Genomic DNA, 15,695 nt, shown 5'->3' on the forward strand with positions numbered 1-15,695 from the left:
TTCCCGTGGGGTGATGTTCCAACCCCTGTCCAGACCATTACAGCCTGGCGTTCGCTTTCTCTGCGATCCCATACCCGCACCGCCAACAGTGTTCCTTGCGGTTCACCTGCCCAAAGGGCAGCGATACAGGCTTACCACGTTCCCTATCTGTCACACGACTGGGTTAGGACCCGCCTTTTCGCCGGTGGTCTTGATGACGACGTATCTCCACTCCCTACAGGGATAACCGACCACGTACCTTTTGGTTAGAGCCTGACAGCAGCTTTGGCTCCTTCATGCTCACGGCGTTTATCAGCGGTTCACATTAGTTGTCCCTACCAGTCAGCCTTGCGCCTCAACCCGGTGCAGCTCCGAGTCTCTACAGGCTTCCTCACGGAAGATCTGTACCCATTACGGGGGCTACGTTGTCGGGCGAGCTCCGAACAACACCGTTGCCAGTGATGCACGTCGCCCTAGGCTACCGTTGGTCGCACAACGAGTCCGCTACCATCCAGTGAAAGCGATGGTTGGACAATGACAGACAGAGCTTTCGCTCATGTCTCCGGAGAAATGGAAGCGGGGACGACCTAATAGGTCGCTCGCCTCTGAATTGTAACCTCCTGTTGCAAACGGGCAGGAGGAGACCCCTGCGGGGGTCTGGGCTCCCACAAGGGTTAGATTTAAGAGGCTCTCCAAAACCGGGGGTACCGGTTCTGCGGTCGTGCTACCGAGGGCTAAACGACCTTTGGGCTTGCCTGTCGCCGCAGCGATAAGTCCTTGAAGGCAATGGACTTCCGGGCAGGTTTTGTTTCCTGGGGGTGGCTACCCAAGTATTCGATTTCCTTGCGGAAATCCCATCAAGCTGACCATACAGCTTGATGCTGGAGACACGCTACGCGTGTCGCACAGGGAGGGCCATGGTAGCGCATCCCCGTGGCAAGACAAGCCATAGCCTTTACGGTATATAGGCTGACTATTATGTTTCATACTTTTTAAGCCACGGATTTTGTCCTTTCTGGAGCCGTACATGCAGTTACGACCGCTTGTTTTACTCACCCTGTTCAGTGTTCTGGTCGCCTGCAGCAGCGAAGCCCCGAAACCATCGACGCCACAACCGACGCCGCAGCAAGAGAAAAAAAGTCCCAGGCATTGAAGACGTCGGCCCGCTGCCGGCCTATCAACGGGAAATCAACGGTACCCTCACCAACGTGCCCAGTGGCGCCGAGGTGGAGATGGCGCTGCTGGTGATCGACGACCGCAGCCGCCCGCAACAACTGCTCGCCAGCAGCGTGCTCAGTGGCAACGGCAAGCCCCTGGCCTTCCGCCTGCGCTTCAACCCCGAAGCGTTCCCGGCCGGTGCACGGGTTGAGTTACGCGGCCGTGCCAGCCAGTCCGGCCAGCTGATCCTGCACCTGCCCGCCGTACGCATCACCCAGGCGATCACCCAGACCACCGGCCCCCTGCAACTCGTCAAGGCACCATGACGCCACCGCTGGACCTGCAACGCGCCCTGAGCGAACTGATCGGCGACGCGCACCTGGTGCCCTGCCCCCTGCCGGGCACCGAGCTGTCGTTGTGGCTGCTCGATGCCGACAATATGGACCGCGCCTTCAGCCCCGAAGAAACCCGGCGCATCCTGCATGAACCGCCCTACTGGAGTTTTTGCTGGGCCAGTGGCCTGGCACTGGCGCGGTACCTGGCAGCGAACCCGGAATGGGTGAAGGGCAAGCGCGTGCTGGATTTCGGCGCCGGCTCCGGTGTGGCCGGGATTGCGGCGGTCAAGGCGGGCGCGTTGGAAGTGGTTGCCTGCGACCTGGATCCGCTGGCGTTAGCGTCCTGCCGCGCGAATGCCGAACTCAATGGTGTGGAACTGAGCTACTCGGCGGACTTTTTCGCCGAAGCCGACCGCTTCGACCTGATCCTGGTGGCTGATGTGCTGTACGACCGCGCCAACCTGCCCTTGCTCGACCACTTCCTCAGCCGTGGCCGCGAAGCGCTGGTGGCGGATTCGCGAGTGCGGGACTTCCAGCACCCGGCCTATCGGCGGCTGGAGATACTCGATGCGCTGACGCTGCCGGACTTGGCCGAACCTTGGGAGTTTCGCAAGGTGAGCCTGTACCATTCGCGAAGATAGCCCCCAATCGTCAGGCCATTTCCGACTTTTTTGAGCGTGAGGCTTCCTTCGGCGAAGCCCTTATGCGCAATGGCATCTACTCACTTTTTTATGAGCGCCCCTACTCTCTGTGGCGAGCGGGCTCGCCCCGCGTTGGGCTGCGCAGCAGCCCCAAAAAGAACGCTGCAGTGTGCCAGGCAGCTCCGGGGCTATGTTTGAGGGCTGCTGCGCAGCCCAACGCGGGACAAGCCCGCTCGCCACAGTCACAATGTTTCTCCTTAACTGACTGGCATTAGGGCTTGCGCTTGATCATCAGCACCCTGCTCCTTCCGGTAGCCTTCACCAGCCCTTATAGTTGCGCCATTCCCGCTTTATTCGAGACGCCCCATGAGTGAGCCCACGCCGTACATCTTCGACGTCACCACCGCCAACTTCGACCAGGCGGTGATCCAGAACTCCTTTGAAAAGCCCGTGCTGGTGGACTTCTGGGCCGAGTGGTGCGCGCCGTGCAAGGCGTTGATGCCGCTGCTGGCGCAGATTGCCGAGAGTTATCAGGGCGAGTTGCTGCTGGCCAAGGTCGATTGCGAGGCCGAGCAGGACATCGTCGCGCGTTTCGGTATTCGCAGCCTGCCGACGGTGGTGCTGTTCAAGGACGGCCAGCCGGTGGACGGGTTTGCCGGGGCACAGCCAGAGTCGGCAGTGCGGGCCATGTTGGAGCCTCATGTGCAGATGCCGCCGCCGGCTGCGGCGGACCCGCTGGAGCAGGCCCAGGCGTTGTTTGCCGAGGGCCGTATCAGCGACGCCGAAGCCGTATTGGTGACATTGCTGGGCGAGGACAATACCAACGCCGCCGCGCTGATTCTGTATGCCCGCTGCCTGGCCGAACGCGGTGAATTGGGCGAAGCCCAGACCGTGCTCGACGCCGTGAAGAGCGACGATCACAAGGCCGCCCTCGCCGGGGCCAAGGCGCAGATCACCTTCCTGCGCCAGGCGGGTGACTTGCCGGATGCCGCCGACCTGAAAAGCCGCCTGGCGCAAAACCCGCAGGACGATGAAGCGGCCTATCAGTTGACCATCCAGCAGCTGGCACGCCAGCAGTACGACGCGGCGCTGGAAGGCTTGCTCAAGCTGTTCATCCGTAACCGCAGCTATGGCGAAGGCTTGCCGCACAAGACCTTGCTGCAGGTGTTCGAGTTACTGGGCAATGATCACCCGCTGGTGACCGTGTACCGTCGCAAGTTGTTCGCTGCGTTGTACTAGTCGCTCTGTAGGAGCGAGCTTGCTCGCGAAAAACGCCAGGGCGCCGCGTTCATCCAGAATACCCGCGTTATCGTTAACGACTTTCGCGAGCAAGCTTGCGCCTACAAGGGCTCAATCCAGGTATAGAGCGGCGTATCCCCGCCGCTGCTCACCTTGACCTTGGCGCTATGGCGCAGGCGCACCAGCAGACGCTTGCCCGCCGAGGCATCCCCCGCCAAACCTTCCAACTGGTCGAGCAGCTCCAGGCCATTGAGCTGCCCGGCATGACGCAAGAGGTCCTGGGCGTGTTGCCACAGGTCATCATTGTGCTTGACCGGAGCAACCGGTGCGGCCGCCGCGCTGTTCACTGGCGTCGCCTGTAGCTGCGCGCCGAGTCGCGCCCAATCGCCATCATCCAGCTCCAGGGTCAAATCCACCGGCAGGTCGCCGACGGTTCCACGAATTCGCAACATCGTCCTTACTCCTGCATTTTTCTGACGAGCATGCTCCCATGCGGCTTGCGCAACGCCAAGCGGACGGTCAAACTCTGCCAACTATTGTTATAAGATCACATAACAAAACTTTCATGTTCTGGAGCCTTGTCATGCGCCGTCTGATGCTTGCTTTGCCGTTCGCCTTGTTGCCACTGGCCGTCGCTCACGCCGCGGATGAACACGACCACGATCATGAGCACGGCAGCCTCGGTGCTCATGAACACGGGGTTGGCCGCCTCAACGCAGTCCTCGACGGCCAGGCCCTGGAACTTGAACTGGACAGCCCGGCGATGAACCTGGTGGGCTTCGAACATGCGGCAACCAGCGCCGCCGACAAAGCCAAGGTCGCCGCCGCGCGCAAACAGCTGGAAAACCCGCTGGCCCTGTTCAACCTGCCCAAGGCCGCTGGCTGCGTGATCAGCACCCAGGAACTGAACAGCCCGCTGTTCGGCGACAAGCCGGAAGCGGACCATGATGACGATGACGATCACGACGCCAAAGACGGCGCCCATGAGCATCATCACGACCACAGCGAAATCCACGCCCACTACCAGTTCACCTGCGCCACGCCGACCGCCCTGAGCAATCTCGACCTGACGCAAGTGTTCAAGACCTTCCCCGCCACCCAAAAAATCCAGGTACAACTGATCGGCCCAAGCGGCCAGCAAGGTGTTGAAGCGACGCCGCAGGCAGCTACCCTGAAGTTCTGATTGGAATGCGCCCCCACAGGCGATCGGCGCCATTTTTCGTAACCTCGTTAGCAGGCGATACTGATTTCCCATGACTCAAGCGCTCATCGAACTGTCCGACCTGGGCTTCAACTGGCCCGGTCACCCCCTGTTGCTGGACATCCCCGCGTTCCGCCTGGAAGCGGGTGAAACCCTGTTCCTCAAGGGCCCAAGCGGCAGTGGCAAGACCACCCTGCTCGGCCTGCTGGGCGGTGTGCAGAAGCCCAGCCGAGGCAGCATCCGCCTGCTCGGGCAGGAGCTGACCGACCTTTCGGCCGGTGCCCGTGATCGCTTTCGCGTCGACCACACCGGCTATATCTTCCAGCAGTTCAACCTGCTGCCGTTCCTGTCGGTGCGCGAGAACGTCGAGCTGCCGTGCCACTTTTCCAAGCTGCGCGCGCAACGTGCGATCCAGCGTCACGGCAGCATCGACCAGGCCGCCGCGACCTTGCTGGCGCACCTGGGCCTGAAAGACCTCGACCTGCTGGAACGCCGCGCCGATTCGTTGTCCATCGGCCAGCAACAACGAGTCGCCGCCGCCCGCGCACTGATCGGCCAACCAGAACTGGTGATCGCCGACGAGCCCACCTCGGCCCTCGACTACGACGCCCGCGAAGCCTTCATCCAGCTGTTGTTCGCCGAATGCCGCGAAGCCGGTTCCAGCCTGTTGTTTGTCAGCCATGACCAGAGCCTGGCGCCGTTGTTCGATCGCAACCTGTCGCTGGCCGAACTCAATCGCGCCGCCACGCCCGCAGAGGTTTGAGATGTATTTGTTTCGTCTAGCCATGGCCAGCCTGGCTAACCGTCGCTTTACCGCGATCCTCACCGCCTTCGCCATCGCCCTGTCGGTGTGCCTGCTGCTGGCGGTGGAGCGCGTGCGCGTTGAGGCGCGCAACAGTTTCGCCAGCACCATCAGCGGCACCGACCTGATCGTCGGCGCGCGCTCCGGTTCGGTCAACCTGCTGCTGTATTCGGTGTTCCGCATCGGTAACGCCACCAATAACATCCGCTGGGACAGCTACGAACACTTCGCCGCCAACCCCCAGGTGAAATGGGCGATCCCGATTTCCCTCGGCGACTCCCACCGCGGCTACCGCGTGATGGGCACCAACGAATCGTACTTCGAGCACTATCAGTACGGGCGCAAGCAAAACCTCGAACTGGCCAGCGGCCGTGCCTTCGCCACCGACCCGTTCGAAGTGGTGCTAGGTGCCGAAGTGGCCGATGCACTGCACTACAAGCTGGGCGACAAACTGGTGCTGGCCCATGGCGTGGCAGCGGTCAGCCTGGTCAAGCACGACGACAAACCGTTCACCGTGGTCGGTATTCTCAAGCGCACCGGCACGCCGGTGGACCGCACGCTGCATATCAGCCTCGGCGGCATGGAGGCGATCCATATCGACTGGCACAACGGCGTGCCGGCCCAGGGCAAAGGCCGCATCAGCGCCGACCAGGCACGCAACATGGACCTGACCCCGCAAGCCATCACCGCCTTTATGCTTGGCCTGAACAACAAGATTTCCACCTTTGCGCTGCAACGGGAGATCAATGAATTCCGTGGCGAGCCGATGCTGGCGATCCTGCCCGGCGTGGCGCTGCAAGAGCTATGGAGCATGATGGGCACCGCTGAAAAGGCGCTGTTCGTAATCTCTCTGTTCGTGGTGCTGACCGGTTTGATCGGCATGCTCACAGCGATCCTCACCAGCCTCAACGAACGTCGGCGCGAAATGGCGATCCTGCGTTCGGTGGGCGCGCGGCCCTGGCACATTGCGACGCTGCTGATCTTCGAAGCCTTCGCCCTGGCGCTGTCCGGTGTGATCGCCGGCGTGGGTTTGCTGTATGTATGCATCGCCGCGTCGCGCGGATATCTACAGGCCAATTACGGCCTGGACCTGCCGATGTCCTGGCCGAGCGAATATGAGTGGACGTTACTGGCCGGTATCCTTGCAGCGGCACTGTTGATGGGCAGCGTGCCCGCCTGGCGTGCCTATCGACAATCTTTGGCCGACGGCCTGTCCATACGTTTATGAGGAAGGCTTCGATGCGTCGCGCTCTGTTTGCGTTGTTGCTGCTGGTGGCTGTGCCCGCCTGGGCGGAGGATCAGCCCAGGGATCTATCCTGGCAGGAGATGATCCCGCCGGACGCGCCGCCGGAAATCCCCAACATGAAACCGCTGCACGACCTGTCGAACATGGCCGATGCCTTGTCCGTCGAAGCGGCGCCTGCGGCCAAGCAGGACTTGCCCAATGCGCCGGTGGTGCAAAGCCTCGACGGCCAGCATATTCGCCTGCCCGGTTACATCGTGCCGCTGGAAGTCAGCGAGGAAGGCCGTACCACCGAGTTCTTACTGGTGCCGTATTTCGGCGCGTGCATCCACGTGCCGCCGCCGCCGTCGAACCAGATCGTGCACGTGAAAAGTGAGGTTGGGGTGAAGCTCGATGAGCTGTACCAGCCGTACTGGATCGAAGGGGCGATGCAGGTCAAGCCGTCGTCCAGTGAGCTGGCGGACGCCGGCTACCAGATGGATGCCGAGAAGATTTACCTCTACGAACTGCCGGAATAACGCTTATCACCCTTTCATTGAGCTGAGTCAAAAGTCCGAACGGAACGATCTTTACCATTGGACGTACAACTTTTAAACGTCCCTTGGAGCTCCCATGAACAACAAGTCTCTGCTCGGCGCGTCCCTCTTCGCGCTCGCCCTCGCGGCCCCCGTAGCCCACGCTCACGAAGCGGGCGACATTCTGGTTCGCGCTGGTGCAATTACCGTGAACCCGAAGGCCGACAGCGGCAGTGTCAAGGTAGACCAGGGCCCGCTGGCCGGTACCAACCTGGGCGGCAAGGCGACCATGGACAGCGACACGCAACTGGGTCTGAACTTCGCCTATATGTTCACCAGCCACTGGGGTATCGAACTGCTGGCGGCTACCCCGTTCGAGCATGATGTGAAGCTCAAGAACACGGCTCTCAGCGCCGCCAACGGCAAACTCGGCACCCTGAAACACCTGCCGCCAACCCTGAGCGTTGTGTACTACCCGCTGGACAGCAAGTCGGCGTTCCAACCGTATGTGGGTGCCGGTATCAACTACACCTGGATCTATGACGAACACGTCAGCAGCGGCGCCCAACAAGCTGGCTTCAGCAACTTCAAGGCCGATAACTCCTGGGGCTGGGCCGCGCAAATTGGTGCCGACTACATGATCAACGATAAGTGGATGATCAACGGCCAGGTGCGCTACATCGACATCAGCACCACCGCCACCGTTGAAAACAACGGAGTGGCCCCAGGCACTCGCGCCAAGGTTGATGTCGATGTCGACCCATTGGTCTACATGGTCGGTATCGGCTACAAGTTCTAAGCGAAATCGAACAAACGCCACACAACCAATGTGGGAGGGGGTTTGCTCCCGATAGCGGTGGATCAGTCAATGAATCGGTTGACTGACACCGTGTTATCGGGGGCAAGCCCCCTCCCACATTTTTGCTTTGTGTGGTGTCAGCCGCGGCGGTAGAACCGGTCCAGCAACGCCGGTAACCCGGCCCGCCACGCCCGTGGCTTGATGCCAAAGGTATGCAGGATTTTCTTGCAGGCCAGCACCGCATGTTGCGGTTCGTCGCCCGCATCCGGCCGTGCCGCATGAGCCTGGGCGGTGGGCGATTCGATCGCCAGCGGATGAAAGTGACGCGCTTCGGTAAGAATCGCCTGGCCCAGCGCCAACGGGGTGGTCGCCTCATGGCCGGCATAGTGATAGGTGCCCCATAGCGGCGCCGCGCAATCGAGTTGCTTGAGCACCGAAAGGATCACCCGCGCGGCATCGTCCACCGGGGTCGGATTGCCGCGCCGGTCGTCTGCCATCAGCAATTCCCCCGCTTTCTCCGCACGGGCCAGAAAACGCCCGAGGGTGCCGTCGACGCTGTCGTCCAGCAGCCAGCCGAACCGTAGCAGTACGTGTTGCGGGCAAGTGGCGCGCACGCTTTGTTCGATCCGCCACAACGCCTGGCCACGCAGGCCCAGGGGCACCGGTTCGTCTTTTTCGCTGTAGGCGGTGGCGCGGGAGCCATCGAACACGCGGTAGCTGGACGGTTGCAGCAGGGTAATGGTGTGGTGCTGGCATAGTTCGGCCAGGCGTTCGATCGCATACTCCTGGGACGCCAGGCGGGTTTCGCTGACCGCCTCTGCCTGGAACCAATCGAAATAGTAGGCGAGGTTGATCAACGCATCGGGACGGGTGTCGTCGAGCAATTGGGTGAGGCTTGCGGCATCCCAGCCGTCTTGGGGCGGTTTGGGTGCGAGGAAACCGATGTCTTCCTCTGCACCGAGGCGAATCAGCGCCTGCCCGAGGGCATTCCCGCCGCCCAGTAACATAAGGCGCATTCGCATAGATTGAGCAGGCCCGGTCTGTTTGGAACGATGGTTATTGTCAGCCGCCTTGTGAGCGATGCTGTGGGTAGTTGCCAGAATCGTTGCATTTTGCGGGTTTGTAGCGCAACCGTCACTTATAAAGTGCGGGGTTGCACGTTGTTGGACGGCGGTGAGCAGGCTTGCCCCGCGTTGGTCTGCGCGGCGGCCCCAATGAGGTAGGATTGTTTTATGAACCTTCCTGAATCAACGGACACGGTATTGAACGGTTTCCACCCCGCCGTCAGCGCCTGGTTCCGTAGTACTTTTCCCTCGGTGACCCAGGCCCAGGCCGAGGCGTGGCCGTTAATCCGCCAGCGCCGCTCGACGCTGATCGCCGCGCCCACCGGTTCCGGCAAGACGCTGACCGCCTTCCTGGCCGTACTGGATGACCTGGTGCACCAAGGCCTGGCCAACGGCGGGCAGTTGCCGGATGAAACCCTGGTGGTGTACGTGTCGCCGCTCAAGGCGCTGTCCAACGATATCCAGATCAACCTGCAAAATCCGCTGGCCGGGATCACCGACCATCTGCAGCGCCTGGGCTTGCCACCGCTGGCGATCCGCACCGCCGTGCGCACCGGCGACACCCCGCAAAAAGACCGCGCACTGATGCGCAAGCGCCCGCCGCATATCCTGGTGACGACACCGGAATCGCTGTATGTGCTGCTGGGCTCGGACTCCGGCCGGCAGATGCTCGCCAGCACGCGCACGGTGATTGTCGATGAAATCCACGCCATCGCCGCCGGCAAGCGCGGTAGCCACCTGGCCTTGAGCCTGGAGCGCCTGCAAGGCTTGTGCGCCGAGCCGCTGACCCGCATTGGCCTGTCCGCCACGCAAAAGCCCATCGAGGCCGTGTCGCGCTTTCTGGTGGGCAGCGAGCGCCTGTGCGACATCGTCGATATCGGCCACGCCCGCCCCCGCGACCTGGATATCGAAGTGCCGCCGGTGCCACTGTCGGCGGTGATGGCCAACGATGTGTGGGAGCTGGTCTACGACCGCCTCGCCGCCCTGGCCCGTGAACACCGCACCACGCTGATTTTCGTCAACACCCGGCGCCTGGCCGAACGCCTGGCCCGGCACTTGAGCGAGCGCCTGGGCAAGAGCGCAGTGGCCGCCCACCACGGCAGCCTGGCCAAGGAGCTGCGCCTGGACGCCGAGCAACGCCTCAAGGCCGGCACCCTGCAAGTACTGATCGCCACCGCGTCCCTGGAGCTGGGGATTGATATCGGCGATGTCGACCTGGTGTGCCAGATCGGCTCGCCGGGTTCCATCAACGGGTTTCTGCAACGCGTTGGCCGCTCCGGGCACCAGGTTGGCGGCACACCCAAGGGGCGCCTGTTCGCCACCACCCGCGACGACCTGATCGAATGCGCCGCGCTGCTCGACTGCGTGCGCCGGGGCGAACTCGACACCTTGCATATCCCGATTGCGCCGCTGGACGTACTGGCCCAGCAGATCATCGCCGAGGTCAGCGCCCAGGAATGGTCGGAACAGGCCCTGCTCGACCTGATCCACCGCGCCGCGCCCTACGCCGCGCTGGATAACCACCATTACCAGGCGCTGTTGCAGATGCTCAGCGAGGGCTACAACGGTCGCCAGGGCATTCGCAGCGCCTACCTGCACCGCGACGCCTTGACGCGCACCTTGCGCGGCCGCCGGGGCGCCAGACTCACCGCAGTGACCAGCGGCGGCACCATCCCCGACAACGCCGACTACAGCGTGTTGCTCGAACCCCAGGGCCTGAATATCGGCAGCGTCAACGAAGACTTCGCGGTGGAAAGTATCGCTGGGGATATCTTCCAGCTCGGGAATACGTCCTACCGCATCCTGCGCGTCGAGGCCGGCAAGGTGCGGGTCGAAGACGCCCACGGCCAGCCGCCAAGCATTCCGTTCTGGCTGGGCGAGGCACCGGGGCGCAGCAACGAATTATCCGCCGCGGTGGCGCGCTTGCAGGGGCAATTGGACACGCTGCTCAGCGCCACCCCCGGCGACCTGCAAGGTGCACACGACTGGCTGACCGTCACTCTCGGCCTGAACCGCGCCAGCGCCGAACAAATCCTCGATTATCTGGCGCGCGCACGCCTGGCCCTGAGCGCATTGCCGTCCCAGGACACGTTGATCATGGAGCGCTTTTTCGACGAGTCCGGCGGTACCCAGTTGATCATCCACACTCCGTTCGGTAGCCGCGTCAACCGTGCCTGGGGCCTGGCCTTGCGCAAGCGTTTTTGCCGCACCTTCAACTTCGAACTGCAAGCGGCGGCCAGCGAGAATGCGATTGTGCTGTCGCTGTCCACCAGCCACAGTTTCGAGCTGGACGACGTCTGGCGCTATTTGAACAGCCACAGCGCCGAACACCTGCTGATCCAGGCCGTGCTTGATGCGCCGCTGTTCGGTGTGCGCTGGCGCTGGAACGCCGGCGTGGCCTTGGCGTTGCCGCGTTATACCGGGGGGCGCAAGGTGGCCCCCCAGATCCAGCGCATGAAAAGCGAAGACCTGATCGCCTGCGTGTTTCCCGACCAGATCGCCTGCCTGGAAAACCTCGCAGGCGAACGCGAAGTGCCTGAGCATCCGCTGGTGGAACAGACCCTCGATGACTGCCTGCACGAAGCCATGGACAGCGACGCCTGGCTGGCCCTGTTGCGGCGCATGGAGCGCGGCGAAGTGCGGTTGATCAGCCGCGACTTGCCGGCGCCCTCGCCCATGGCCGCCGAAATTCTCAACGCGCGCCCCTACACCTTTCTCGACGATGCCCCGCTGGAAGAACGCCGCACCCAGGCGGTACTCAACCGGCGCTGGAGCGACCCGCAAAGCACCGACGACCTCGGTGCGCTGGACGCGCAGGCCATCGACGGCGTGCGCGAAGAAGCCTGGCCGGCGCCCCAGGGCGTGGATGAAATGCATGAGGCGTTGATGAGCCTGGCGTGCATCGCCAGCCACGAAGTCACGCCACAGTGGGCGCAGTGGCTGCATGCCTTGGCCAAGGGTGGCCGCGCTTATTGTTTGTCGAACGGTCTTTGGGTGGCCGTGGAGCGCTTGAGTTGCGTGCAGACGATTTATCCCAACCACCTGCCGCTGCTACCGGGGTTCGATGAGCCCTGGACTCACGATGACGCGCTGGTGGAACTGCTGCGTGCGCGCCTGGCTGGCTTCGGCCCGCTGACGCTGATCGAAATTGCCGCGCCCCTCGGCCTGCCGGTGGCCGACATCGCACAGGCCCTGGCACGCCTGGAGCAAGAAGGCTACGTGCTGCGCGGGCACTTCAGTCCCGGCATCGGCGAAGAACAATGGTGCGAACGGCACTTGCTCGCGCGGATTCATCGCTACACGGTCAAGCGCCTGCGCCGGGAAATAGAGCCGGTGGCGTTGCAGGATTTCATGCGCTTTCTGTTCGATTGGCAGCACCTGTCCGACAGCACCCGCGGCCAGGGCAGCGCAGTGTTGCCCCAGATTGTCGGGCAGTTCGAAGGCTACGCGGCGGCCGCCTCGGCCTGGGACAGTGACCTGCTCAGTGCGCGGATCAAGGATTACACTCCCACCTGGCTCGATGACCTCTGCCGCAGCGGCAGGCTGGTGTGGATACGCCTGAGCAATAAACCCGGCGCCATGGCGTTGCGCAGCACCCCGGTAGTGCTGTTGCCGCGCAGCCAGGTACCGCTATGGAGCGGGCTGACCGAACAGACGGACAGCACGACGTTGTCGCCCAAGGCACAAAAAGTCCACTTGGCCCTGCGCGAACACGGCGCGCTGTTTTTCGACGAACTGGTGCACGAAGCCCATCTGCTGCGCAGCGAACTGGAAGGCGCCCTACAGGAATTGGTCGGCGCCGGCCTGGTCAATGCCGACAGTTTTGCCGGGCTGCGCGCGCTGACCACGCCCGCCAGTAAACGCCAGGCGCGCAGCAGCCGACGTGGGCGCGGCGCATTGGTTGGCGGGATGGACGATGCCGGGCGTTGGGCGCTGATTCGGCGCCAGCCGGAAGCGGCCGCACCGCACTCCGCCGAGACGCTGGAACATGTGGCGATGACCCTGCTGCGGCGTTATGGCGTGGTGTTCTGGCGATTGCTGGAGCGCGAGGCGGATTGGTTGCCGAGCTGGCGCGAATTGCTGCGCACGTTCCATCGGCTCGAGGCGCGGGGTGAGATTCGCGGCGGACGGTTTGTCAGTGGCTTGGCCGGGGAACAGTTTGCCTTGCCGGAGGCGATCCCGTTACTGCGCGAAGTGCGGCGGCGGCCCCATGACGGTAGCTTGATCGCAGTGTGCGGCGCCGACCCGTTGAACCTGGTGGGCACGCTGTTGCCGGGCAGCAAGGTGCCGGCGGTGAGTGGGAATCGGCTTGTGTACCGGGACGGGTTGCCAGCGGCGGTGATGGTCGCCGGCAAGCAGCAGGTGTTGTTGGAGGTGGATCAGCAGGCGGTACTGGAGAAGTTGATCAGGCATTGAGTCATAGTGACTTTGAAGCCCTCATCGGGGGCAAGCCCCCTCCCACATTTGATTGCATTCACAGATCAAAGTGTGGGAGGGGGCTTGCCCCCGATGAGGCCAGAACAGTCAACCCCCTCATTGAGACCTGGGCTGCTCCGTCAACACCACCGACGCCGGCACCTCTTCATCCGGCTCATCCACCTGGGATGTACGCTTCGGCAGCAAAACCTGCTGTGGATAAGTTTGCGCGAAGTGCACCTCATCACAGTTATCCACAAGCTTTTTCAAACGCTGGTTGAACGCACGGCTCACCGCATATTGCCCGCCCGACACGGTACGGAACTGCGCCGTGAGCACCACGCCGTTGAGGTCCATCTTGTCGACGCCGAACACCTCCAGCGGCCCTTGCAGGTTGTACTTGAGGAACACGTCATCCCGGATCGACTGCCCGGCTTCGCGGATCAGCTCCACGGCCTTATCCACATCGGTGTCGTAGGTGAACTGCACGGAGAAGAACGCATAGGCAAATTGCCGCGATTGGTTGGTGACCGCCTTGATCTGCCCGAACGGCACCGAGTGCACGAAACCCTTGCCGTCGCGCAGGCGCAGAGTACGGATGGTCAGGCCCTCGACAGTGCCCGCGTGACCGGAGTCGAGCACCACCCAATCGCCAATCGACAGGGTGTCTTCGATGATGATGAACAGGCCGGTGATCACATCCTGCACCAGTTGCTGCGAGCCAAAACCAATCGCCAGCCCCACCACCCCGGCCCCCGCCAGCAGCGGCGCGACGTTGATACCGAGGTTAGCCATGGTGGTGATCGCGCAGATCACCACCAATATGATTTTCACCGCATTGCGCAGCAGGGGCAGGATGGTTTTCACCCGCGTACTGGGCTGGCGGCTGGAGCGTTTGTTTAGCGGCGGTTTCAAGGCTTCCTGGATCGCCGTGTCGAGCACCACCCAGAACAGCCAGGTCATCAGCAGGATCAGGCCGATGCTGCTCAGGGAATCACTGATGGCGCGCCCCACCGAGTTGCGCTGGGCAAATTCGAACAGCGACACACCCCAGATACGCCCGAGGATTTCGATAAACGCGATGGCCATGATGATGCGCAAGATCGCGTGCAACAGGCTGAGGAAGCGCTCCTTGTAGGCGCTGCTGCGCTGGATCGCCACCTGGCTACGGGATTTGAACAGGTGTTGCAGCACGGTGCTGAGGAATACCGTGCCGATCAGCAGGATCGTGGTAAACAGCGCGCAACGCAGGGCTTTTTGATTGTCGTCGCCGGCACCGATCAGGTTGATCGCTGAGACCAACACCATCAACAGGATCGGCCAGTACCACAGCCCGGAAAACACCCGTAGCGACTGCTGCAACGCGGGATGCTTCAGACGCTGGGCCAGGGGCCGATTGCGGATCAGATGCGCGACCGGGCGCCGCAGGCGTATCACCAGCACAGCGAAAATCACTGCCGCCAACAAGCCGGTCAACACCGCAATACTGCTGGTGATATTGCCGCCCAACTGACGGGCGATTTGCGGGCTGGTCAGGGCGTCGCTGAGGGCGGCGAGAAAGCCAATCAGGAACAGCGGCTTGGGGCAGTAGTCGCGAATAATCTGCACCGCCGGGCGCTTGTGGCCGACGTTGAACATGACGATGACGCACAGCAGCATGGAGGTGGAGAAGATGCCGCTACTGGTGGCGTAGGCAAAACACAGCGCCAGCGCGCGGCCTATCGAGGTGGGTAGGAAGTGGCTGAAGTAGAGGGTCAGCGGCAGGCAGATCAGCGCGGGAATCGTATAGGGCAGCACATACCCGAGCACCGCACGCAGCCGCCCACGCTGCTCAAAGAACGTGCGCCGCCCAAGGCGCCGCAGGATAAAACGCCCAAGCAGCGTCAACAACGCGAAGGCGCCGATCCACACCCCGGACAGCAACAGGAAATCCCCGGCCACGCTCCACGGCGAACGCTGCGCCGTCTGGTTCACCAGGCGCCCGACTTCATCCGCGGCCCGGTCGGCACGCAACCGCCACGCATCTATCAGGTTCTGGTTGAGATCGAGCTTCTGCTGCACATCATCCATGCTGGAGCTGATGGCGCCGAGCAATCCGCCTTCGACCAGCAACTCCGGCTTGGCCGGCGCTTCGGCTTCAGGCGCAGTGGCCGCAGCTTGCAGTGCGCCACTGGTGCAAAACAACAGCGCGCCGAGCAGTAATGCAGTCTTGAGATTCAGCAAAACTCCGAGCTCCTTCAGAAGGGTCTGTAAGGAACTGACGGGTTTGAATCCTGATCGTTCCCCTGTGTCGACATCTTTGC

General features: G+C 62.6%; 11 protein-coding genes and 1 pseudogene. 9 read left to right on the plus strand and 3 right to left on the minus strand.

What is annotated here, in order from left to right:
* Positions 1 to 1,006 precede the first annotated feature (1,006 nt).
* The 3 genes and pseudogenes from P2T68_RS32535 to trxA all read left to right on the plus strand — a co-directional run bounded on the left by P2T68_RS32535 (position 1,007) and on the right by trxA (position 3,352).
* Positions 1,007 to 1,463: pseudogene (locus P2T68_RS32535) on the plus strand (YbaY family lipoprotein).
* Positions 1,460 to 2,113, plus strand: a complete 654-nt coding sequence (locus tag P2T68_RS32540; protein ID WP_024077653.1) for a 50S ribosomal protein L11 methyltransferase — start codon at positions 1,460 to 1,462, stop codon at positions 2,111 to 2,113. The pseudogene P2T68_RS32535 and the gene P2T68_RS32540 overlap by 4 nt, the downstream one beginning before the upstream one ends.
* A gap of 366 nt (positions 2,114 to 2,479) precedes the next feature.
* Positions 2,480 to 3,352, plus strand: a complete 873-nt coding sequence (trxA, locus tag P2T68_RS32545; protein ID WP_024077654.1) for a thioredoxin — start codon at positions 2,480 to 2,482, stop codon at positions 3,350 to 3,352.
* A gap of 101 nt (positions 3,353 to 3,453) precedes the next feature.
* Here the strand turns inward: trxA and P2T68_RS32550 are convergent, their stop codons facing one another.
* Positions 3,454 to 3,804: a hypothetical protein gene (locus P2T68_RS32550; RefSeq protein ID WP_024077655.1), complete on the minus strand. Its 351-nt coding sequence runs from the start codon at positions 3,802 to 3,804 to the stop codon at positions 3,454 to 3,456.
* Positions 3,805 to 3,935: 131 nt separating this feature from the next.
* Between P2T68_RS32550 and P2T68_RS32555 the strand changes: the two genes are divergently transcribed.
* The 5 genes from P2T68_RS32555 (at position 3,936) to P2T68_RS32575 (ending at position 7,912) form a co-directional block, all read left to right on the plus strand.
* Positions 3,936 to 4,535, plus strand: coding sequence for a DUF2796 domain-containing protein (locus P2T68_RS32555; RefSeq protein WP_024077656.1), 600 nt, complete (start codon positions 3,936 to 3,938; stop codon positions 4,533 to 4,535).
* A gap of 70 nt (positions 4,536 to 4,605) precedes the next feature.
* Positions 4,606 to 5,316: an ABC transporter ATP-binding protein gene (locus P2T68_RS32560; RefSeq protein WP_193689878.1), complete on the plus strand. Its 711-nt coding sequence runs from the start codon at positions 4,606 to 4,608 to the stop codon at positions 5,314 to 5,316.
* Position 5,317: 1 nt separating this feature from the next.
* Positions 5,318 to 6,583 (plus strand): ABC transporter permease, encoded by a 1,266-nt coding sequence (locus tag P2T68_RS32565; protein WP_024077658.1) that lies wholly within the window; start codon positions 5,318 to 5,320, stop codon positions 6,581 to 6,583.
* Positions 6,584 to 6,594: 11 nt separating this feature from the next.
* Positions 6,595 to 7,116 carry a DUF3299 domain-containing protein gene (locus P2T68_RS32570; RefSeq protein ID WP_041161033.1) on the plus strand — a complete coding sequence of 174 codons (522 nt, stop codon included), beginning with the start codon at positions 6,595 to 6,597 and terminating at the stop codon, positions 7,114 to 7,116.
* Between the two features lie 94 nt (positions 7,117 to 7,210).
* Positions 7,211 to 7,912, plus strand: coding sequence for an OmpW family outer membrane protein (locus P2T68_RS32575; protein WP_024077660.1), 702 nt, complete (start codon positions 7,211 to 7,213; stop codon positions 7,910 to 7,912).
* Between the two features lie 137 nt (positions 7,913 to 8,049).
* Here the strand turns inward: P2T68_RS32575 and P2T68_RS32580 are convergent, their stop codons facing one another.
* Positions 8,050 to 8,934, minus strand: a complete 885-nt coding sequence (locus tag P2T68_RS32580) for a sugar nucleotide-binding protein (protein ID WP_277378796.1) — start codon at positions 8,932 to 8,934, stop codon at positions 8,050 to 8,052.
* A 210-nt stretch (positions 8,935 to 9,144) separates the two neighbouring features.
* On the opposite strand from P2T68_RS32580, the gene P2T68_RS32585 reads away from it, so the two are divergent.
* Positions 9,145 to 13,392 carry a DEAD/DEAH box helicase gene (locus P2T68_RS32585; RefSeq protein WP_277378797.1) on the plus strand — a complete coding sequence of 1,416 codons (4,248 nt, stop codon included), beginning with the start codon at positions 9,145 to 9,147 and terminating at the stop codon, positions 13,390 to 13,392.
* A gap of 117 nt (positions 13,393 to 13,509) precedes the next feature.
* On the opposite strand, the gene P2T68_RS32590 is transcribed toward P2T68_RS32585, so the two are convergent.
* Entirely contained in the window at positions 13,510 to 15,615 is a 2,106-nt protein-coding gene (locus P2T68_RS32590; RefSeq protein ID WP_069077103.1) for a mechanosensitive ion channel domain-containing protein, read from the minus strand.
* Between the last annotated feature and the right edge of the window lie 80 nt (positions 15,616 to 15,695).

The sequence above is a fragment of the Pseudomonas sp. G11 genome (assembly GCF_029457515.1).
Lineage (GTDB): Bacteria > Pseudomonadota > Gammaproteobacteria > Pseudomonadales > Pseudomonadaceae > Aquipseudomonas > Aquipseudomonas gorinensis.

What these genes read in the sequence shown, in the direction of transcription:
- P2T68_RS32575 (WP_024077660.1), top strand. Translation starts at nt 7,211, where the DNA reads ATGAACAACAAGTCTCTGCTCGGCGCGTCCCTCTTCGCGCTCGCCCTC.
- P2T68_RS32570 (WP_041161033.1), top strand. Translation starts at nt 6,595, where the DNA reads ATGCGTCGCGCTCTGTTTGCGTTGTTGCTGCTGGTGGCTGTGCCCGCC.
- P2T68_RS32540 (WP_024077653.1), top strand. Translation starts at nt 1,460, where the DNA reads ATGACGCCACCGCTGGACCTGCAACGCGCCCTGAGCGAACTGATCGGC.
- P2T68_RS32555 (WP_024077656.1), top strand. Translation starts at nt 3,936, where the DNA reads ATGCGCCGTCTGATGCTTGCTTTGCCGTTCGCCTTGTTGCCACTGGCC.
- P2T68_RS32560 (WP_193689878.1), top strand. Translation starts at nt 4,606, where the DNA reads ATGACTCAAGCGCTCATCGAACTGTCCGACCTGGGCTTCAACTGGCCC.
- trxA (WP_024077654.1), top strand. Translation starts at nt 2,480, where the DNA reads ATGAGTGAGCCCACGCCGTACATCTTCGACGTCACCACCGCCAACTTC.
- P2T68_RS32580 (WP_277378796.1), bottom strand. Translation starts at nt 8,934, where the DNA reads ATGCGAATGCGCCTTATGTTACTGGGCGGCGGGAATGCCCTCGGGCAG.
- P2T68_RS32550 (WP_024077655.1), bottom strand. Translation starts at nt 3,804, where the DNA reads ATGTTGCGAATTCGTGGAACCGTCGGCGACCTGCCGGTGGATTTGACC.
- P2T68_RS32585 (WP_277378797.1), top strand. Translation starts at nt 9,145, where the DNA reads ATGAACCTTCCTGAATCAACGGACACGGTATTGAACGGTTTCCACCCC.
- P2T68_RS32565 (WP_024077658.1), top strand. Translation starts at nt 5,318, where the DNA reads ATGTATTTGTTTCGTCTAGCCATGGCCAGCCTGGCTAACCGTCGCTTT.